Raw genomic sequence first — 18,369 nt, forward strand, 5'->3', positions numbered from 1 at the left:
CCATGTCATGACTGAGCAACAGCCACCCAGAATCGAGTTTCCCTGCGATTACGTGATCAGGGTGATAGGCGATGCTGCGCCTGACTTCCAGGAGTTCGTGGTATCGGTGGTGGATCGGCACGCGCCGGGCATTACCGAGGAGGATGTAGCCGTGAACAGCAGCAGCAAAGGCCGTTTTTCATCCATTCAGCTGAAGATAGTGGCAACCGGTGAGCCCCAGCTCAAGGCACTGTTTGAGGAGCTCAAGGCCAGCGGGCGTGTTCACATGGTGCTCTGAAACATGGCCGAAATGATTGTCAGGTCTCTCGGGGTCCGGCCCTATACCGAAACCTGGGCCGCAATGAAAGAATTTACTGCGGCCAGGGATGAAGCAACGCCGGACGAACTCTGGTGCCTCGAGCATCCGCCGGTTTACACCCAGGGGCAGGCGGGACGTCCCGAGCATATTCTTGCCCCCGGCAGCATTCCCGTGGTTCAGGTGGACAGGGGTGGGCAGGTGACCTATCACGGTCCCGGCCAGCTTGTGGTGTATCTGATGGTCGATCTCAAGCGGGCGGGCCTGGGTGTCCGCAGCCTGGTGGATGCCATGGAACAGTCAATTGTTACGACCCTGGCGGAACTGGAGATTGAGGCTGCGCCCAGGCCGGACGCTCCGGGGGTATACGTGGCAGGAGCGAAGATCGCGTCCCTGGGGCTCCGGGTGCGCCGTGGCTGTTCATTTCATGGTCTTGCACTAAACGTGGCCATGGACATGGAACCGTTCAGCCGCATCAACCCCTGTGGTTACGCCGGAATGCCCATGTGCCAGATCAGTGAACTTGTGCCGGAAATCTCCCGGGAGAGAGTAGCTGAGCGGCTGCTCCATCACCTCACAGCCTCGCTGGCGGCCGGCAGCTCGGTTATTCACCGGACCAGCGATCCCTGGGCGAGTCCCGGGAGCACCGGGCTCTCAGATCTGCCTACCGCATAAAGCCGGTTCTGTTTTTCATTGCCGGTGCTCTTCGCGAGCCGCCCTTTTTACGAAGCCTGATCCCCGTGGACATTGGCTTTCAGGTCTGAAAGGTTGCGGCTGGACAGTGACCCATGAAATCCTCGATCAACGTATACTGATAACCATGACCCATTTACCGGACACGGCAGGTATTGATGGCTTCCAAGGACTCAAGAATTCCCGTTTCCCGAATCAAGACAGGCAGTTTTGAGCGCCGCCTGAGTCTCACCCGGGCCGGCCTGTTCGCAGGTACCCGCATGGCGTCGCACATGGCAACCAACTGGTTCAGCAACAAGGAAACCCGGGAGGCCCGTCACCGGGCAATGATGTCCAGTCAGGCCAGATTCCTGGTGGACGAACTGGGGAAGCTCAAGGGCAGCGTGGTGAAGATCGGCCAGGTCATGGCTCTTTACGGCGAGCATTTTCTGCCCGAGGAAGTCACTGAGGCCTTGCACACACTGGAGGACCAGACCACATCACTGGCCTGGCCGGCCATTGAAAAAGTGCTGAAAAGCGAACTCGGAGAAAAGCGATTCAGCGATCTGGATATTGATCAGGATCCCATCGGAGCTGCCTCACTCGGGCAGGTGCATCGGGCCCGCCGGCGCAGTGATGATCTCGAGCTTGTACTCAAAATCCAGTATCCCGGTGTTGCCGATGCAGTGGACAGCGACCTTGATTCCGTTGCCAATCTGCTGCGGGTGGCCCGCCTGGTTTCTTTCGGCCCGGAGTTCAGCGACTGGCTGGAGGAAGTCCGGGACATGATGCACCGGGAGGTGGATTACCGGCTGGAAGCCAAAACCACGGAAAAATTCCGTCAGATGCTCAGGAATGATCCACGATTTGTGGTTCCCCAGGTGCTTGAGGACTACTCCACTGATCTGGTCATAGCCTCCAGCTATGAGCCGGGCCATTCCGTGAGCTCGGTGGCGGTGCGGGAGCTGTCGCTGGACCGGCGCAGCGATCTCGGCCGTGCTGCTCTGGAGCTGTTTTTCCGGGAGCTGTTCGTCTGGGGTGAGATGCAGACCGACCCCAACTTTGGTAATTACCGAATTCGTATTGCCGGCGAACGCGACGGCGATCCCAATTATGATCAGATTGTGCTGCTGGACTTCGGCGCCGTACAGAGCTATTCCAGTGAATTTCTCGATCCGGTGATCAGGATGATCCGTGCTTCCTATGCAAAGGACCTGCAGGGCGTGATCGATGGCGGCATTGAGCTGCGCTTCATGGATCGCAGCTGGCCAGACGATGTGCTCAAGCGCTTCGGCGAGGTCTGCATGTCCGTGCTTGAGCCGCTGGCGGAAGGCGTGGAAAACTGGCCGCCGGAAGCCGTCAATGAACAGGGCCAGTACCGCTGGAAACAGAGCGAACTGCCCTCGAGGGTGGCGCGTCAGGCGGCGCGTTCGGCGATCAGCCGCTATTTCAGGATCCCGCCCAAGGAATTTGTGTTTCTCAATCGCAAGCTAATCGGCGTTTATACATTTATTGCGGTCCTCAATGCTGAATTTAACGGGGAGGACCTGCTTCGGAAGTATCTCTACGGCAACCCCGATGTTGCCGACAGCGGCGACCGAAAAGTCTAGGATGCGGTAAATACCACCCAGATGACCACGGCGTATCTCAGTCCCTTGCCAATGGCCACAAGCACCACGAAGTTCAGCCAGGGTACCCGCATCAATCCTCCCACCACCGTGAGGGCGTCCCCGCCGACGGGCAGCCAGCCCATCAGCAACGACCACTGGCCGTAGCGGTTGAAACGCTCCTGCCCCTTTAAAAGCTGCTTCTCCGGGACCGGAAACCAGCGTTTGTGCTTGAAGCGCTCGATCTGCCTGCCGATAACCCCATTAACGACAGAGCCGAGAGTGTTCCCCAGAGTGGCCCAGAACCAGAGCCACCAGGGTGAATACCCCTGGCTTATCAGCCCGCCAAGAAGGACTTCGGAGTAGGCGGGTAGAAGCGTAGCTGCTGCGAAGGCTGTCAGGAACAGGCTCAGGTAAACCAAAGGTCACTCCGGCATGTCAGTTTCTGGCGATGGCCCGCGGCGACGGATGGCATATCAGTACATTCTCGCCGGCCGCAGGGCTGCCCCGTTCATGAAAAAGTGCTTTCCCAGCATAGCTCTGGCCCATGTTATCTCACTTCCTCTGTTTATGGGTCTCAGCACGATCATTACCGGCCATTTTTAGGAGGAACGCCTGAAGAGCTGAGGGTGTTTGTGGCCGGCCGATACACCGGTGATCAGTTTTAACTATCGAGGCAATCCTTTTGCCGGGATTGAATTTCCGGCCAGGTCTGTCAATATCGTGCCGTGTTGGTCCGGTGCCCGATTCCCGTCAGGTCCAGAGGCGCCCACATTACTCATCAGGTTCAAGAGGTTGTCATTATGGATCGTGTAACAATTTTCGGCCGTTCCAGCTGCGGCTTCTGCACGCGTGCGAAGGAACTTTGCGAGATCAAGGACATACCTTTCCGTTATGTGGATATCGTAGAGGAAGGTATCAGCAAGGCGGATCTGGAGAAAACCGTTGGCCGGCCGGTGGCCACTGTGCCCCAGATCTTTGTGGGTCAGGAATACATCGGCGGCTTTGACCAGTTCTCGAAATACGTGGAGCAGCGTGAAGCAGCGATGATCAAATAAGGATCCCGCGGCCTGGTCGAAGAGGCGCCCTTACGGGCGCCTCTTTATTACTTCTGTTCAGCCCTGCAGGCTGAACGGAGTTCTCAGTTTTTTCTCCGCCAGCACTGCCTGCAGATGGGCAACTCGCGGCAGGCCATTGTCGAATGGCGGAAAGCTTTCCCCCGCAATCAGCGGCTGCAGGTAATCCCGGCAGTCCTGGGTAATGCCATAGCCATCATCGGTAATGAAGTGGATCGGCATCTTCTTTTCCTGGTTGGCCACCTCACTGAGCGGTGCCTCGCCAATGCGCCAGCGGTATGGCCGGGACTGTTCGCGCACAATCACAGGCATGACCGCCTGCTTGCCCGCCAGCGCCATTTCAACCGCAGCTTTGCCCACGGCATAGGCCTGCTCCACATCCGTGGCGGAGGCAATGTGCCTGGCAGCGCGCTGCAGATAGTCCGCGACGGCCCAGTGGTTTTTGTAGCCAAGCGCCTGCTTTACCATGTTGGCGAGGGCCGGTGCGACGCCCCCAAGCTGGGTATGGCCGAAGGCGTCCTTGCTGCCCGCATCGGCCAGAAAGCGGCCATCTTCGTACTGGGCGCCTTCGGAGGCCACAATCACGCAATAACCGTAGCTCTTGACGCAGTGCTCAACCCGCGCAAGGAAGGTATCCCGGTCGAAGGGCACTTCCGGAAACAGGATGATATGTGGCGGCTCGTGTTCATTCTGGCCGGCAAGACCTCCCGATGCCGCAATCCATCCGGCATGGCGTCCCATGACCTCCATGATGAAGACCTTGGTGGAGGATTCACACATGGACCGGATGTCGAGGCTGGCCTCAAGGATTGATGTTGCGACATACTTCGCCACAGAGCCGAAACCTGGACAGCAATCAGTGAAGGGCAGATCGTTGTCGACGGTTTTGGGCACTCCGATGCAGGTGATGGGATATCCCATGCGGTCGGCCATCTGGGAGACCTTGAAGGCGGTGTCCTGGGAATCGCCGCCGCCATTGTAGAAGAAATAACCAATGTTATGAGCCTGGAAGACTTCGATCAGACGCTCATACTCCCGTCTGTTTTCAGTGAAGTTCTTGAGCTTGTATCGGCAGGACCCAAACGCCCCGCCCGGGGTGTGCATGAGTGCCGCTATGGTTTCATCCGATTCCTCACTGGTATCGATCAGCTCTTCCCTCAGGGCACCAATGATTCCATTTCGGCCCGCATAAAGGGTGCCTATCTGGTCCGGGTGTTTGCGGGCAGTCTGGATTACGCCGCAGGCGCTGGCATTGATGACTGCGGTTACACCACCGGACTGTGCGTAGAACGCATTCTTGATAGACATCTTGGGCTGGAGCCTCCTGCTGGATTTTCATGTGGGGAGAATGATACGCCAAACGCCAGGCTTTTTCATGGCTCCGATAGCGTCAGGCGGCTCGAACAGGCTTGACGGCATCGGGTGTATACTGGACGCTTGGCTCCTCGGCAGGGCCGACAGGCACGGCCGTCGGGTAAACAGTTAACAGGGCGGGATCGGTACAGGAATGCATATTCACATACTGGGCATTTGCGGCACCTTCATGGGCAGTCTTGCGGTACTTGGCCGGCAACTGGGTCATAAGGTGACCGGATCCGACCAGGGAGTTTATCCTCCCATGAGCACGCAGCTTGAAGCCCAGGGCATTGAGCTGATGGAGGGATTTGATGCCAGCCATCTGGAGCCGGCACCGGATCTGGTTCTCGTGGGCAACGCCATGTCCCGCGGCAATGTAGAGCTGGAGGCTGTGCTGAACCGCCGGCTGGACTATATGTCGGGCCCGGAATGGCTGGCCCGGGAGGTGCTTCGCAAGCGCTGGGTTCTCGCAGTGGCGGGGACCCACGGCAAAACCACTACCACCGCCATGCTGCTGTGGATTCTGGAGCAGGCGGGTTTCGACCCGGGCTACCTGGTCGGCGGCGTACCCAATGATTTCCCGGTATCTGCACGGCTGGGCGGCAGTGACTTTTTTGTCATTGAAGCTGATGAGTACGACAGCGCTTTCTTCGACAAGCGCTCCAAGTTCGTCCATTACCGTCCCGGCACCCTCATTCTGAACAATCTGGAATTTGATCACGCCGACATTTTTGAAAACGTTGAAGCCATCGAGAGACAGTTTCATCATCTTGTTCGCACTGTGCCTTCCAGTGGTCTGATCATCCGCCCGGCGCTTGATGTGCACCTGGACCGGGCACTGGCGATGGGCTGCTGGAGCGGCATCCAGAGCACGGCAGTGGGGGGCGAAGCTGAACTCACTGACTGGCGCGCCGAGCTGCTTGCGGATGACGGCAGCCAGTTCATGGTCATGCATGGAGAGCAGCCGGTGGCAGAGGTCCGCTGGTCCCAGACCGGCCTGCACAATGTGCGCAACGCCATGGCTGCGATTGCCGCTGCCCGCCATGTTGGGGTGACGCCGGATCACGCCATTTCCGCCCTGTGTCGATTTTCCGGGGTCAAACGCCGCATGGAACTGCTCGCCGACATTGGCGGTATCCGGGTATACGATGATTTTGCCCATCACCCGACAGCCATAGCGACGACCCTTGAAGGACTGCGTCACAAGGTGGGGGCGGAGCGCATCATTGCCATCATCGAGCCGAGATCCAATACCATGCAGCAGGGCGTACATCAGACAACGCTGTTGCCCAGCGCCGCGGCCGCAGACCAGGTGCTGTGGGCGAATCTGGGGAATCTCGGCTGGCTGCCGGCGCTGATTCGCACGGTTTCTCCCGGGGGTGTTGGCCGGCACCAGGTGGAAGACTCGGTTGAGGCGCTGATAGAACTGGCGCTGGCGGATCTGGATCGGCCCTGCCACATTGTGATCATGAGCAATGGCGGATTTGGCGGTATTCATCGGAAACTGGTGGCGGAACTGGAGCGGATGATTGGATAACAGGGCAGCGGGAACAGACCGGCTCAGGACGGTCAATCTGGCCATAACAGGGGCTTCGGGCGCCCAGTATGGCCTGAGGCTGATGCAGTGTCTGGTGGCAGCCGACTGCCGGGTGCAGGTCATGATCAGCCGCGCGGCCCAGGTGGTGATTGCCACCGAAACCGACCTCAGGCTGCCCGGTTCCACCGAGGGCGCCCAGACGGTTCTCGCCAATTACTGTGGTGCGGACCCGGGGCAGATTCTGGTGTTTGGCCGCGAGGACTGGTTTGCCCCTCCGGCTTCCGGCTCCGGGGAAAAGGCACCGCTGGTAATCTGTCCCTGCAGCACGGGAACCCTCTCGGCACTGGCCACCGGCGCCAGCAACAACCTGATCGAGCGGGCAGGAGATGTCGCCCTGAAAGAGCGGCGGCAACTGATTCTTGTGCCCCGCGAGGCGCCTTATTCCGAAGTGCACCTGGAAAACATGCTCCGCCTTACCCGGATGGGGGCAGTGATCATGCCGGCCAGCCCTGGCTTTTACCACCGCCCGCAGTGTATTGAAGACCTGATCGACTTCCTGGTTGCCCGCCTGCTTGATCATCTGGGCCTGCCCCAGGACCTGATGCCCCGCTGGGGCGAAGACAGGATCAGAACAAAGCTTTCCTGAAGGACTGGTGAAGCCGTAGCGCCCCGGCGGCCACCGGCGATATATTTGGTCAGTGTGATTGATGCTTTTCACCATTGAGCAATCCCCGCCAGGCAATGAGACTCGGTGACTAATACAACAGCACAGTCACAGGGGTTCAAAATGATTCCACGCACACTCTTCGATGCCGACCTTGAGGGTTTCCGGGACTCGGTTCGCCGTTTTCTTGAGCAGGAAGCGGTGCCCCATCGGGCGCAGTGGGAAAAGGACGGGCAGGTGAGCCGTGAGGTCTGGGAAAAGGCGGGGGAGCTCGGCTTCCTGTGTCCCACCATGCCGGAAGAGTACGGCGGAGTGGGTGCGGATTTCCGTTACAGTGCGGTGATCATGGAGGAACTGGCAAGGGCGGGTACCTCCGGTATCGGCTGGAACCTTCACTCCGACATAGTTGCGCCCTATATCCTCAACTACGGTGCCGAGGACCAGAAGCAGAACTATCTGCCAAAGCTGGCTTCCGGTGAAATGATTGGCGCCATCGCCATGACCGAGCCGGGTGCCGGGTCCGACCTTCAGGGCGTCAAAAGCACGGCGGTAAAGCAGGGGGACCACTATGTTCTCAACGGTTCCAAGACATTTATAACCAATGGTCAGATGGCGGATCTGGTTATCGTCGTGGCCAAGACCGACCCGAAGGAAGGGGCGAAGGGCATCAGCCTGTTTCTGGTGGAATCGGCCTGGGAAGGGTTCCAGAAAGGAACCAATCTGGAGAAAGTGGGGCTCAAGTCCCAGGACACCTCCGAGCTGTTTTTCCAGGACGTCCGGATTCCGGAAACCCACCTGCTCGGCAGAAGCGAAGGCCAGGGCTTCTTTCAGCTGATGCAGGAACTGCCGGCCGAGCGCCTGCAGGTGGCCCTGACCGCCGTGGCGGCAGCAGAAGCGGCCTGGGACTGGACGCTGGCCTACACCAAGGAGCGCAAGGCTTTTGGCAAGCCGGTCATGGCGTTCCAGAATACCCGCTTCAAGATGGCGGAAATGAAAGCGGAGATCACCGCCGCCAGGGTCTTTACCGACCGCTGCCTGGAGCTGCATCTGGAAAAGAAACTGGACATCCCGACGGCTGCCATGCTCAAGCAGCACACCACCGATCTGCAGTGCCGGGTGATGGATGAGTGCGTTCAGCTTCACGGTGGCTATGGCTATATGTGGGAATATCCCATCGCCCGGGCCTGGGCAGATTCCCGCGTGCAGAGGATCTACGCTGGCACCAACGAGATCATGAAGGAGATCGTGGCCAGATCTTTCTGAAGCGAGTTCTCTTCTTCCGGGGTCCTGCGGGCTCCGGTTACCTGAATTTACAAATTGCCAAGCCTATCAAGGTTCCGTGCTTCCACATGGCATAAAGTGTCGTCACAACCTCTGACAAGGATAACGGTTGCAGATGACACGTTTCGCCCTGGTTCCTCTTACCCTGTTAATGCTCGCCCTGGCCGGTTGCGGTGAAGAATCGTCAGATATTCCCGTGGACGGTCGCGAGATTGATGGCGTCAACAATCAGACGCCCGGCGTGTACAGCGGCCGGGTGATTGATGGCTACCTGCAGGGGGCCCGGGTCTGGCTGGATATGGACGGAGATTACCAGTACACCCCTGGCCCTCTGACGGTTGTGCTCGACTCCGGCGAGTCCGTTATCCTTCCTGGCGGTGAGCCAACAGCCATGAGTGGCGCTGGCGGCCGTTTTACCCTGGACACCACAGAACTGCTTCAGGGGGAAACCGAGGATATTCCCCGGCTGGCGCCGGACCTGGACCCCAGGGATTATCCTCTCATTGCGGTGGTCATTCCCGGCACAACCATGCAAGAAACCCGCAGTGGCAGCTTTCCTCTCGAGCACGCTTACACCATGAGTGCGAAGCCCGGAGTTACCAATATCACCCCTCTGACCACTCTCCAGCGGGCCAGGCGTACCCAGTTCGTTGACCGGGAGGAGGCCAGCCTGGCGGATCTGGACAGCGCCCTGGAAAACATCAACCTGCAGGGCGACTATGTGCTGGCGGAGAACGAGCGTGCCCACGCCTATGCCCGGGCACTGGCCCGCTTCATGGGGCAGCAGTTTCCCGATTCAGCAGAAGGCGCTCTTGGGGAGGATGGCATTGAGCAGGCTCTGGACAGCGAGGCCCTCAACCTGCTCCGCATATCCCTGCTGAAAAACGCTTTTGCTGTAATTAATACCGTCGATCAGGCTGCGGCTGGCAGCTCCTATTCAAACGTGGACATTGATGTTCTGGTGTTACCGGAAGAGGGTCTGGACCTGGATGATCCGGTCGTACTGCGTCGGCAGAAAGTCTTTGCTGATGGCGGCGGCAAAACTCTGCCCGTGCGAAGCACTGCCAATCTCGGTCAGTCTGCACTGCTTACTTATGACTATGATGCCTCCGGCCTGCTGCAGTCGGTGACAGCCAATGGCTGCATGAAACCCTCACTAAAAGACCTGGTGCGGCTGGCCAATGCCGGCGGGCGTATTTCAAGGACGAGCATGCAGGGGTTGACCGGTATTTCGATTTCCCAGAGTAGTATTCTGTATTTTGAAGATCAGGAGCCGGTGGATGAGCGCCTGACCCTGGACTGGGCAGGCCAGAGAGCCGAGTTTGATACCGGTACCACCTGCCATTCAGCTCTTGTCGGTAATCCGGAACTGGGGGGAGATGCCGAACTGGTGTATGAATGGACGGTGAAGGGGGATCCCGGTCGTGTTACCTCGATAACCGATGGGTTTCAGACGCTGACTCCGGACTATACAAACGCTACTCCCGCGTTCTTTGGCTACACTCTCACCAGCAATACAGACAACACGATTGTTGAGTCAGTAGCTCTCAACTCTGACGTGGATTCCTGTGAAGGATTCGTCAGTGAAGAAGACGCGGGTGCGGCCAGAGTCATATCTGCCCAGCAGGACTATGAGTTCACCGGTCAGGAGCCGCAGCCGCAGGGCTTTGGCGGTCTCAGGCTGGACTGGGATATCCGGGAAGACCGGAACAACCTCCTGCGCTATGCCTTTCTCGATCCCGGTGTTGATGTGAGCAACAACGGACTACAGTGGGAATTCGACCACCTCCCGGTGGATGCCGGGCGGGAGCCAATGCAGGTGGGTCTCGTAAAAACTGCGGCTCTTCACCAATACAGTGGCGTGGCCAGCTGTGGCGGTGCCGTGGAGCTTTCCGGGGGCAGCATCTATGCACGGATAGGCTCGGAGTATTCGCCACTGTCTGACTATCTCATCGACCGGCTGGTGGCGGAGTCCGAGTAGACTTGACGCCTCGCCGCCTCTGGACGGACGCACGAATTTCTGCTGTCCGCGCGGCGCAGTATCGTCCGCTGCCGCAAATATTTCCGGCACGGAAACACTCAGACCGGATGGACTGACGGGATAAATCTCTCAATGGATTCTGTTTTGCCATTCCCTGAGGAAGGAAATGGTGCCGAGGAGAGGACTTGCTGCATGGTCCTCGTGATAGCTTTAAAAACAGTGGGTTACAGAACCTCATTTCAGGGCTTGTGTACCAGTTGAGTGGCCAGCCCCTTGCTGCTTATTCTAGCTAAAGCTGAATTTTAATAGAAGTCCGCTGCTGGCGTTTTATACCTGACACTTCAGAATTCCCAGCCAGCTTAGCGGTGTGAGCACGAAGCGTATCTGGTTTTGCTTCTGCCCTTGGTGGTTTGGAGCGGACGAACCTGGCGTCTTGCGTCAAGCAGACGTTCAACGTAGCTCCTCGTGTGCTAGGTAGGTGTAGCGAAAAGGGTTTTTGGGGGCTTGAGGGGAACGCAGGCCGATGTCTCCCTTTAATTCTAGTGAACTGATAGCCCCTCCTGCAGCTGACGCTAACGAGGCTGCAGTCAAACCGAACTGTTGCCCAAGGAGCCACCCGCCGACAGCCCACGGACCTACCGACTGAGCGCTTAAGGTAAAAGACAGCTTTAGGTTAGAAACAAACGCTGGGAACTGCCATTGCTTGCCGAGTTTGAGCAGATCGCTGCATGCCTCATCAATTGTTGCAACTTGCTCCCTAATAATGCTTTCCGAGTGCTCAGACTTTTCTAGCTCAGACACCAGCTTATCGATGTGTAGTCGAAGAAAGTGCAGCTCATCTTTCCTGCGGTGTTTGAATTCTAATATTTCTGCTAAGGGAACATCATGACTGGGAATCGGAATGGCTCTGAATAATTCGACCAGCCCGCCCCCACCTCGCTCGAAATGGTTGTCATGAAGTAACAGCGAGTTTTCGCCTTGGGAGAGGGCCCAAGCCCCTGGCTCACTCTTGTCTAGGTCGAGGAATGCCTGAATTTGGGATTGAGCTATCGACTGCGCTCCATCTCCCCAGAAGGTGTACTCCGGACGTTGAAGCACGCCCTCTGCTTCTAGAAATTCTTCGTCAGGATTACTGGAGAAGTGGATGACGCGCGACTGAGGCCAGACTAGCTTGTCCCAATACATGAGCGCGAACCGTAACTCCATCTCATCAATGTTGGAACTTTTTGCGTAGAGCTGGCTTCCATTGATTTCTACAGGTGGGCTGATTACTAGACCACGTTTCTCCCGGAACTGGGGAAGTCTCCCGTAGTTGGCATCGGTTTGTTTTCGTCGCTTAGCTTCTCCCATAAGTCCTCATTGATGGATAGTTAGTGGCGAGCCCAAGCCATCGCCGGGCAAAGGTGCCTGACTAGAAGTTTAGGTGTACGTTCTTAATTGTCCAATGCAGCAAAGGCTGAGTATTTTCAGAAGGGGCGACTGTGCGAGAGTCGTGATGTTGCGAGAAACAGCATTGTCTCAATCATGATGGAGCTCGCTAAAGGTTTTGCATGGTGACTCTCGGTCATATTTGCAACAAAAATCTGCGTCCCTATTTTCAAACTATAAGCTCTCAGCATACCCCCATGCCGGGGGCTTCTCTCACGTTCTTGAACCTCGTCCTTTTCTCGCCCCTAGATCTTCCGATCACGGCCCCAGCTCATGCTCCAAACTGCCCACTCAAGGGTTAGACCATGTCTTATATTGGTATGTCTCCATGCGACCACCTGATACACGCCGAAAAGTAATTACTTGACAACCTATATGAGACAGGCAATGTTGAGACAACCTTAATGAGACACAAGGAATCTACTGCATGTTTGTCCGCGCTTATCTACGAGCCTCAACCGATGATCAGAATGCTGAGAGAGCGAGGGAGGAGCTGACTGCCTTCGCTGAGGAGCACGGTCAACGCATTGCCTCGTACTACGTCGAAAACGTCTCAGGGGCGACGCTGGACCGCCCCGAGTTGCAGCGTCTGCTCAATGACTCACAGCCCGGTGACATCCTGCTTTTGGAGCAAGTAGACCGCCTGACGAGGCTCAAGGATGAAGATTGGCAGCGTCTCAAGCGCCAGATCGAAGACAAGGGGCTTTCGGTGGTGGCCAAGGACCTCCCGACCTCCTACCAAGCGTTTGACGTGAAGGAAGGCCAGGACTTCATGCAGTCAATGTTGAAGGCAATCAATACGATGATGCTGGATATGCTGGCAGCCATAGCCCGCAAGGACTACGAGGATCGGCGCAAGCGTCAGGGGCAGGGCATTCAGAAGGCAAAGCAGGAAGGCAAGTACAGGGGGCGACAGGCAGACTCCAAGCGGCATCAGCGCGTTATCGAATTGCGGGATGCAGGGCATACCTTAAATGACATCGCCAAGCTGTCTGGGTACTCCAAAGCGACCGTGTGTCGGGTGCTGGCAGATGCCAAAGAAGCCGGGTGAGCTGGTTATTTGATAACCCACACCTTAGGGATAAAGAGCTGTCAGAGACTGCTTTACGTCTGATCCCCTGTCGTTTTACCTGCCGGGATTGTAAACTCACGCCGCGCCAACCTCACTGCGTCATTGACGCACTACGCCCTAGATACCGGAATCCCATGACAGCATTAAATGGTAAGCGTCCGGTGATCCCATCTTGAGCCTGGCGCTGCCGCCGTCAGGATAGTGTCCACTTATTTTCTAGTGGACACTTAACATGAACAACGTAAGCGTAACCAAGCCCTACCAACGCCGTCGCCGGTTTTCCCGCGAATTCAAAGCCGAGATCGTCGCCCAATGCCTGGAGGCCGGTGCCTCCGTTTCCCGGATCTCGCTGGATAACGGTCTCAACGCCAACATGGTCCGGCGCTGGATGAGTGAAGCGCAGCGAGCGGATAAAGCACCAGCAACGCCGGCATTTGTTCCGGTTAATCTGCCAGCCGTTCCCTCTGGGCCCGGCAACCAGTCGATCTCGGACAAGCGTAGCACCATCCGCATCGAGATTCCCCGCGCGGGTGGCGCGGTGGTGGTGGAGTGGCCGGCGGAGCAGGCGCACCAGTGTGCTGCCCTGTTGCGGGACCTGCTGGGATGATCCGAATCGACGAGATCTGGCTGGCTACCGAACCGCTGGATATGCGAGCCGGGCCCGACAAGGCCCTGGCCCGGGTTATTCAGGTCTTTGGTTCGGCCAGGCCACATTGCGCCTACCTGTTTGCCAACAAACGGGGCAACCGGATGAAGGTCTTGATCCACGATGGCCTGGGCATCTGGTTGTGTGCCCGCCGGCTAAATCGGGGCAAGTTCCACTGGGGCGAATCCTGGCGCGGTGACCAGTTGCGCCTGACCGAAGAGCAGTTGTCCGCCATGGTTCAGGGCTTACCATGGCAGCGTCTTGGGGCCGACGGCGTGATCTCCATCCTGTAACCACAAGCTGCGTGATATCGCCATAACCAGAACTGCGAATCGCTTGCAGCACAAGGGCCTGGCATACTAACGGGCATGACTCAGCGCCCCAATCTCGACCAACTCTCTGCCGACCAGCTCCGTGCTCTCGCTACGGAACTGTTCGATCGTGTCGAGACCAGGGAACGGGCACTGGTACATCGCGATGCGGTCATCGAAAAGCTGACCCACGAACTGGCCGTCCTCAAGCGCCACAAGTACGCCCGGCGTAGCGAGCAGCTGGACGCGGTTCAGGGAAAGCTGTTGGACGAACTGATCGACAGTGACCTGGCGGCGATCGAAGCCGAACTGGATCAGGCGATGACCGAAGAGCAGAAAGCCGCTCGGCCCAGGCAGCAACCCAAACGCACACCGCTACCGCCGGAACTGCCCCGCACCCTGATCCATCACGAGCCCGAAAACACCCAGTGCCGCTGCGGCTGCCAGCTTAAGCGCATTGGCGAGGACGTGAGTGAGAAGCTGGATTACGTCCCGGGCGAGTTCACCGTGGAGCGCCACATCCGAGGCAAGTGGGCCTGCGACAAATGCGAGACTCTGATCCAGGCCCCGGTGCCACCGCAAGTGATCGACAAGGGCATCCCAACCGCCGGTCTGTTAGCTCAGGTGCTGGTGGCCAAGTACGCCGACCACCTGCCGCTGTACCGTCAGGAACGGATCTTCGGTCGCGCCGGCCTTGAAATCCCGCGCTCTACCCTGGCCGAATGGGTCGGTGCCTGCGGTGTGCAGTTGCAGCCCCTGGTGGATGCGTTGAGAAACACCCTGCTGGAGCACGATGTTCTGCATGCCGATGAAACACCGGTTAGCATGCTGTCTCCGGGTAAGAAGAAAACCCATAAAGCCTACGTCTGGGCCTACTGCACCACGCCGTTCTCGGATCTGAAAGGGACCGTCTACGACTTCGCCCCGAGTAGAGCAGGCGAACACGCCCGCACCTTCCTGGGTGACTGGCAGGGCAAGCTGGTCTGTGATGATTACGCCGGCTACAAGGCCGGGTTCGGCAACGGCATTACCGAGATCGGCTGCATGGCCCACGCCCGGCGCAAGTTCTACGACCTGCACGAAGCCAACAAGAGCGAGCTGGCTGCCAGGGCACTGGAATACATCGGCGGACTCTACGAGATCGAGCGGGAAACCAGAGACCTGCCGCCGGATAAACGACAGGAAATCCGGGAAGCGAAAGCCAGGCCCATTGCTGATGCGTTGCATCAGTGGATGCTGGCCCACCGACAGAAAGTGCCGGATGGCTCCGGCACGGCCAAAGCCCTGGATTACAGCCTCAAACGGTGGGCAGCGCTGACGCGCTACCTGGACGACGGAGCTGTACCCATCGACAACAACCGGGTGGAAAACCAGATCCGGCCATGGGCACTGGGCCGTTCCAACTGGCTGTTCGCCGGGTCACTGCGCAGTGGCCAGCGTGCGGCGGCCATCATGAGCCTGATCCAGTCGGCCAAGCTGAACGGGCATGATCCGTACGCCTATCTGAAGGATATAATGACGCGTCTACCGACGCAGAAGAACAGTGCCATCGACGAGCTATTGCCCCACAACTGGCAGCCGGCTATACCTGACAAGGTGTGATGCCCGGACGCTTACATTAAATGACCGGGTTTACGCGCTCATAGCGCAGACCAAAAGCCAGACACCAACCACGATTCAGCTAAGCGACATCGAGCAGCGCCGGACATTCCAAAAACGCGCCGCCAGTACGGAAGCTAATGCGCAGAGGAATGCCATCCGCGAGAAGGAAGTAGAGATTGTCAAAAAGCTAACCGCCGACCTTTCAGCGAGGCCGGACCATCACGCGGAGCCGGTTACGGTTTGTGACGTAGGTGGGAGACTGATCTTGGTTGATGGTCATCATAGGTATGACAGCTATAAGGCGGCCCAGCGCGACACTGTGCCTGCTAGGGTCATTGAGTGTACGGAGTCTGAAGCCCACCTACTCGCCACGGTCCTCAATTCCTACAGCGCTACCATCCCATTGGGCAATGAGGAAAAGAGTCAGATGATATGGCGTGAAGTAGGTAGGCTTCACGACGGCACTAAATGGGCTGATGGATTTTCAGCACGCAGGCTGGCGGGGTTGATGGGAATTGCACCCAAGACGGTGGATCGCATGGTCAGTGCAAGAGTGGAGCTCGGAGAAGATGCAGCACAAATGACCTGGAAGCAGGCCCGTCAGTCGAATACCGGCCGGGAGTACTCAACGAAGGAGCGGCTTGTCGGGTGGCTGACCACTTTGGAGAAGATCAATGCAGAGAGCGAGCATGAGCAGGCAGTCCTCATTGAGCTGTTCCGAGCGTGGAATCAAGAATGGATTTCCAAGGAGGAGTTGGCGGAGCGCTTTGAGTCCTACCTTGAAAATCCTGCCGCTTTCGAGCAGTACCTTAAAGAAGACATGAACAGTTTCTGAGGTAGCTTGAGGTGACGCTGCGTCACCCTCACTGCGTCATTGACGCACCCTGAGCTCTTCTAATAGCTATTGGGGTGCATCTGTCTGGTTGTTCCAGTCGTCAGGTGCAGGTATCCGCTTGACTGCCTCATAGAGTGTCGGGATGTCTGCTGGTCCGTAGCGCCCATGGACGTCCTTAGCCTCATGTCCAGTCAACACGCGGCTGTAGTCACCGTCAATGTTTACCCGGCGACACTCTGCTATCAGCCAATGCCGAAAGCTGTGGTTGGGGCTGAGTCTCTGCCAGTCCGCGTCAGGTAGCTGGCGTTTGATCCAGTTACGGAGCTTGTTTGCTGGTGTCTTTGTTCTGTCACCGTTCTTGTCAGACCAGTCACCGGGGAATAAGTACCTCGCACCTTCCGGCAGGGAGCGCCAGTAGTCGAGAAAGCCTTCATTGATGATCGCAGGGTGAAGCGGAACGGTTCGCGTAGAGCTATCAGTTTTGACTGTCCGTGCGTCCCCCTCGTCTGCGCCGGCCTGAATGTTGATGTACGCGATACCTTGAGTAAACCTGATGTCCTTGCGCTCCAGCCAAAGCAGTTCGCCGATCCGAGCGCCTGTGAAGGTGGCAAGCCATGGTGCCCAGCGTATGACGTTGACAATCTCAGGCCGCGTTCTGCTGCTCTGTGGTTCTCGTGATGCGCGAAGCACGGCCAAGGCTTCCTCTCGACTGTAGCCAACGATGGTTGTTTTCTCGGTCTGAATCTTAATTTTGAATGTTGGGTCTTCCTTGAGTCGTTCCCGGTCAATGGCAAACTTGTAGACGACGGAGAGAGCCGCGAGGTAATTGTCTTTGACGGTCTTTCCGGCGAGGGGCTTACCCTTGGGTGCGGCCTTCTTGTCTCCAGCAAGTAGCGCGTCGGCAAAGGCTCTGACATCCTTTCGTGTGACCCGAGCGGCAGGCTTGCTGTCAAAGAATTTGTGCGCCCGGTCAATGTAAGTTTTCCAGCTCTCACGGGTGCGCGCCGCCAGCTTTGGAGTGACCCGCACGAAATCGGCGAACAGTTCGGGCAGGGTGGCTGGGTCTTCCAGTACTGACGCTTTTGCAAGAGGAGCCGCCTGCCAACTGGTGTCTCCGTGTAGTTCCGCGTCTGCCCCTGCGTATGCTTCAAGCTCTGCCTTGAATACCTCGACTCCCAAGCGGTCCCTTATGCGGTCGTTGGGATTTAGCCCGTGTTGGTCGAGTAGAGGTTGTATGGCCTTCAAGCCCCACTCAGAGGCCCGCTCTGCTTGTGCCTGGCTGTATTCGGGCGTGTCCATTCCGGATGGTAGGTTCCGGTCTAGCGCCTCTATCAGCCGCTCACGGGCAAGGCTAAAGGTGCCGGAATCCCAGTTCTGTTTAATAGCATCTGCTTTGATTTCTGACAGGCGTTCCCTTGAGTACTCACCGGACAGGGCTTGTACGTCTGACGCATCCATAGTGAGTGAGCGTCGGGCTTTTGTGATGATCTGGTCAATCTCAGCGCAGACAATGGGAGCCAGTCGCCGGGCTTCCCTTGGGTCAGTGGTGCCCAATGAGCGCTTGATTTCAGTTTGTCCAACAGCGGCTTTGAGTTCTTTGGGGACGCGCTTACGAACCCAGTACTTACCACTATTCTTCGGACGATAAGGGGAGCACATACGTAGACTCACGATTAACCCTGTGTACCAGTATGGTGTACCAGCGAGGTCCGTAAGTTACTGTTTCTAGGGTAAGTATCTGATTCGGAAGGCCATTCAATTAGAATGGTGCCGAGGAGAGGACTTGAACCTCCACGGGGTTGCCCCCACTAGCACCTGAAGCTAGCGTGTCTACCAATTTCACCACCTCGGCAGGTGACTCGCAGTGTGTCCGGCTTCTCTGCAGCTTTAGCTACTGAATTGCCGGGATTTCTGCGCTGCTCGGGGCTTGCCCCCGACCAATGGCGCGTACTTTAATCATTCGGAAAATTACTGTCAAACATTATTTTTGCGTTGCCTGAGAGAAT

At 57.5% G+C, this 18,369-nt stretch carries 17 protein-coding genes, 1 tRNA gene and 2 pseudogenes; 14 read left to right on the forward strand and 6 right to left on the reverse strand.

The genetic code is table 11. The features are described from left to right. Nucleotides 1–7: 7 nt before the first annotated feature. The 3 genes from LG327_RS08800 (at nucleotide 8) to LG327_RS08810 (ending at nucleotide 2,577) form a co-directional block, all read left to right on the forward strand. Nucleotides 8–277, forward strand: coding sequence for a YbeD family protein (locus LG327_RS08800; RefSeq protein WP_404368592.1), 270 nt, complete (start codon nucleotides 8–10; stop codon nucleotides 275–277). 3 nt (nucleotides 278–280) lie between these two features. Beyond that, nucleotides 281–970 (forward strand): lipoyl(octanoyl) transferase LipB, encoded by a 690-nt coding sequence (gene lipB / locus LG327_RS08805; RefSeq protein ID WP_404368595.1) that lies wholly within the window; start codon nucleotides 281–283, stop codon nucleotides 968–970. A 176-nt stretch (nucleotides 971–1,146) separates the two neighbouring features. Then, on the forward strand, nucleotides 1,147–2,577 hold the full coding sequence (locus tag LG327_RS08810; protein WP_404368597.1) for an ABC1 kinase family protein: 1,431 nt from the start codon (nucleotides 1,147–1,149) through the stop codon (nucleotides 2,575–2,577). Here LG327_RS08810 and LG327_RS08815 read toward each other — a convergent pair. Further along, the gene (locus LG327_RS08815) at nucleotides 2,574–2,996 is read right to left on the reverse strand and encodes a YqaA family protein (protein WP_404368599.1); all 423 of its coding nucleotides are present in this window, start codon (nucleotides 2,994–2,996) and stop codon (nucleotides 2,574–2,576) included. The two genes, LG327_RS08810 and LG327_RS08815, sit on opposite strands and share 4 nt — an antisense overlap. A 381-nt stretch (nucleotides 2,997–3,377) precedes the next feature. Here LG327_RS08815 and LG327_RS08820 point away from each other — a divergent pair, with 381 nt between their 5' ends. Next, the gene (locus LG327_RS08820; RefSeq protein WP_404368602.1) at nucleotides 3,378–3,632 is read left to right on the forward strand and encodes a GrxA family glutaredoxin; all 255 of its coding nucleotides are present in this window, start codon (nucleotides 3,378–3,380) and stop codon (nucleotides 3,630–3,632) included. Between the two features lie 57 nt (nucleotides 3,633–3,689). On the opposite strand, the gene LG327_RS08825 is transcribed toward LG327_RS08820, so the two are convergent. Beyond that, nucleotides 3,690–4,958: a 6-phosphofructokinase gene (locus LG327_RS08825; protein ID WP_404368605.1), complete on the reverse strand. Its 1,269-nt coding sequence runs from the start codon at nucleotides 4,956–4,958 to the stop codon at nucleotides 3,690–3,692. Between the two features lie 199 nt (nucleotides 4,959–5,157). Here LG327_RS08825 and mpl point away from each other — a divergent pair, with 199 nt between their 5' ends. The 4 genes from mpl (at nucleotide 5,158) to LG327_RS08845 (ending at nucleotide 10,469) form a co-directional block, all read left to right on the forward strand. Further along, nucleotides 5,158–6,543 (forward strand): UDP-N-acetylmuramate:L-alanyl-gamma-D-glutamyl-meso-diaminopimelate ligase, encoded by a 1,386-nt coding sequence (gene mpl, locus LG327_RS08830; RefSeq protein ID WP_404368608.1) that lies wholly within the window; start codon nucleotides 5,158–5,160, stop codon nucleotides 6,541–6,543. Further along, nucleotides 6,536–7,189: a flavin prenyltransferase UbiX gene (locus LG327_RS08835; protein WP_404368611.1), complete on the forward strand. Its 654-nt coding sequence runs from the start codon at nucleotides 6,536–6,538 to the stop codon at nucleotides 7,187–7,189. The genes mpl and LG327_RS08835 overlap by 8 nt, the downstream gene beginning before the upstream one ends. Before the next feature lie 141 nt (nucleotides 7,190–7,330). Beyond that, nucleotides 7,331–8,470 (forward strand): acyl-CoA dehydrogenase family protein, encoded by a 1,140-nt coding sequence (locus tag LG327_RS08840; protein ID WP_404368614.1) that lies wholly within the window; start codon nucleotides 7,331–7,333, stop codon nucleotides 8,468–8,470. A 133-nt stretch (nucleotides 8,471–8,603) separates the two neighbouring features. Continuing rightward, entirely contained in the window at nucleotides 8,604–10,469 is a 1,866-nt protein-coding gene (locus LG327_RS08845; protein ID WP_404368617.1) for a hypothetical protein, read from the forward strand. A 450-nt stretch (nucleotides 10,470–10,919) separates the two neighbouring features. On the opposite strand, the gene LG327_RS08850 is transcribed toward LG327_RS08845, so the two are convergent. Continuing rightward, entirely contained in the window at nucleotides 10,920–11,819 is a 900-nt protein-coding gene (locus tag LG327_RS08850; protein WP_404368620.1) for a DUF6236 family protein, read from the reverse strand. A gap of 505 nt (nucleotides 11,820–12,324) precedes the next feature. On the opposite strand from LG327_RS08850, the gene LG327_RS08855 reads away from it, so the two are divergent. From LG327_RS08855 to LG327_RS08880, 6 genes and pseudogenes are all read left to right on the forward strand, one after another. After that, the gene (locus LG327_RS08855) at nucleotides 12,325–12,948 is read left to right on the forward strand and encodes a recombinase family protein (RefSeq protein WP_404368623.1); all 624 of its coding nucleotides are present in this window, start codon (nucleotides 12,325–12,327) and stop codon (nucleotides 12,946–12,948) included. Nucleotides 12,949–13,201: 253 nt separating this feature from the next. Beyond that, nucleotides 13,202–13,576, forward strand: a complete 375-nt coding sequence (gene tnpA / locus LG327_RS08860; RefSeq protein ID WP_404366741.1) for an IS66-like element accessory protein TnpA — start codon at nucleotides 13,202–13,204, stop codon at nucleotides 13,574–13,576. After that, nucleotides 13,573–13,908 (forward strand): IS66 family insertion sequence element accessory protein TnpB, encoded by a 336-nt coding sequence (gene tnpB / locus LG327_RS08865; protein ID WP_404366744.1) that lies wholly within the window; start codon nucleotides 13,573–13,575, stop codon nucleotides 13,906–13,908. Before tnpA ends, tnpB begins: the two co-directional genes overlap by 4 nt. Nucleotides 13,909–13,983: 75 nt before the next feature. Then, complete coding sequence (tnpC, locus tag LG327_RS08870) at nucleotides 13,984–15,528, forward strand: IS66 family transposase (RefSeq protein WP_404366747.1); 1,545 nt, start codon at nucleotides 13,984–13,986, stop codon at nucleotides 15,526–15,528. Next, nucleotides 15,470–15,844: pseudogene (locus LG327_RS08875) on the forward strand (hypothetical protein); the annotation flags it as partial. The gene tnpC and the pseudogene LG327_RS08875, both read left to right, overlap by 59 nt. Before the next feature lie 111 nt (nucleotides 15,845–15,955). After that, on the forward strand, nucleotides 15,956–16,363 hold the full coding sequence (locus LG327_RS08880) for a hypothetical protein (RefSeq protein WP_404369578.1): 408 nt from the start codon (nucleotides 15,956–15,958) through the stop codon (nucleotides 16,361–16,363). A 66-nt stretch (nucleotides 16,364–16,429) separates the two neighbouring features. On the opposite strand, the gene LG327_RS08885 is transcribed toward LG327_RS08880, so the two are convergent. The 3 genes and pseudogenes from LG327_RS08885 to LG327_RS08895 all read right to left on the reverse strand — a co-directional run bounded on the left by LG327_RS08885 (nucleotide 16,430) and on the right by LG327_RS08895 (nucleotide 18,215). After that, nucleotides 16,430–17,821: a hypothetical protein gene (locus LG327_RS08885; RefSeq protein ID WP_404369581.1), complete on the reverse strand. Its 1,392-nt coding sequence runs from the start codon at nucleotides 17,819–17,821 to the stop codon at nucleotides 16,430–16,432. A gap of 21 nt (nucleotides 17,822–17,842) precedes the next feature. Further along, nucleotides 17,843–18,022 (reverse strand): annotated as a pseudogene (locus LG327_RS08890) (DUF6538 domain-containing protein); the annotation flags it as partial. A 106-nt stretch (nucleotides 18,023–18,128) separates the two neighbouring features. Beyond that, nucleotides 18,129–18,215: transfer RNA gene (locus LG327_RS08895), tRNA-Leu, on the reverse strand. Nucleotides 18,216–18,369 lie beyond the last annotated feature (154 nt).

The sequence above is a fragment of the Marinobacter sp. genome, from assembly GCF_044799475.1.
Lineage (GTDB): Bacteria > Pseudomonadota > Gammaproteobacteria > Pseudomonadales > Oleiphilaceae > Marinobacter.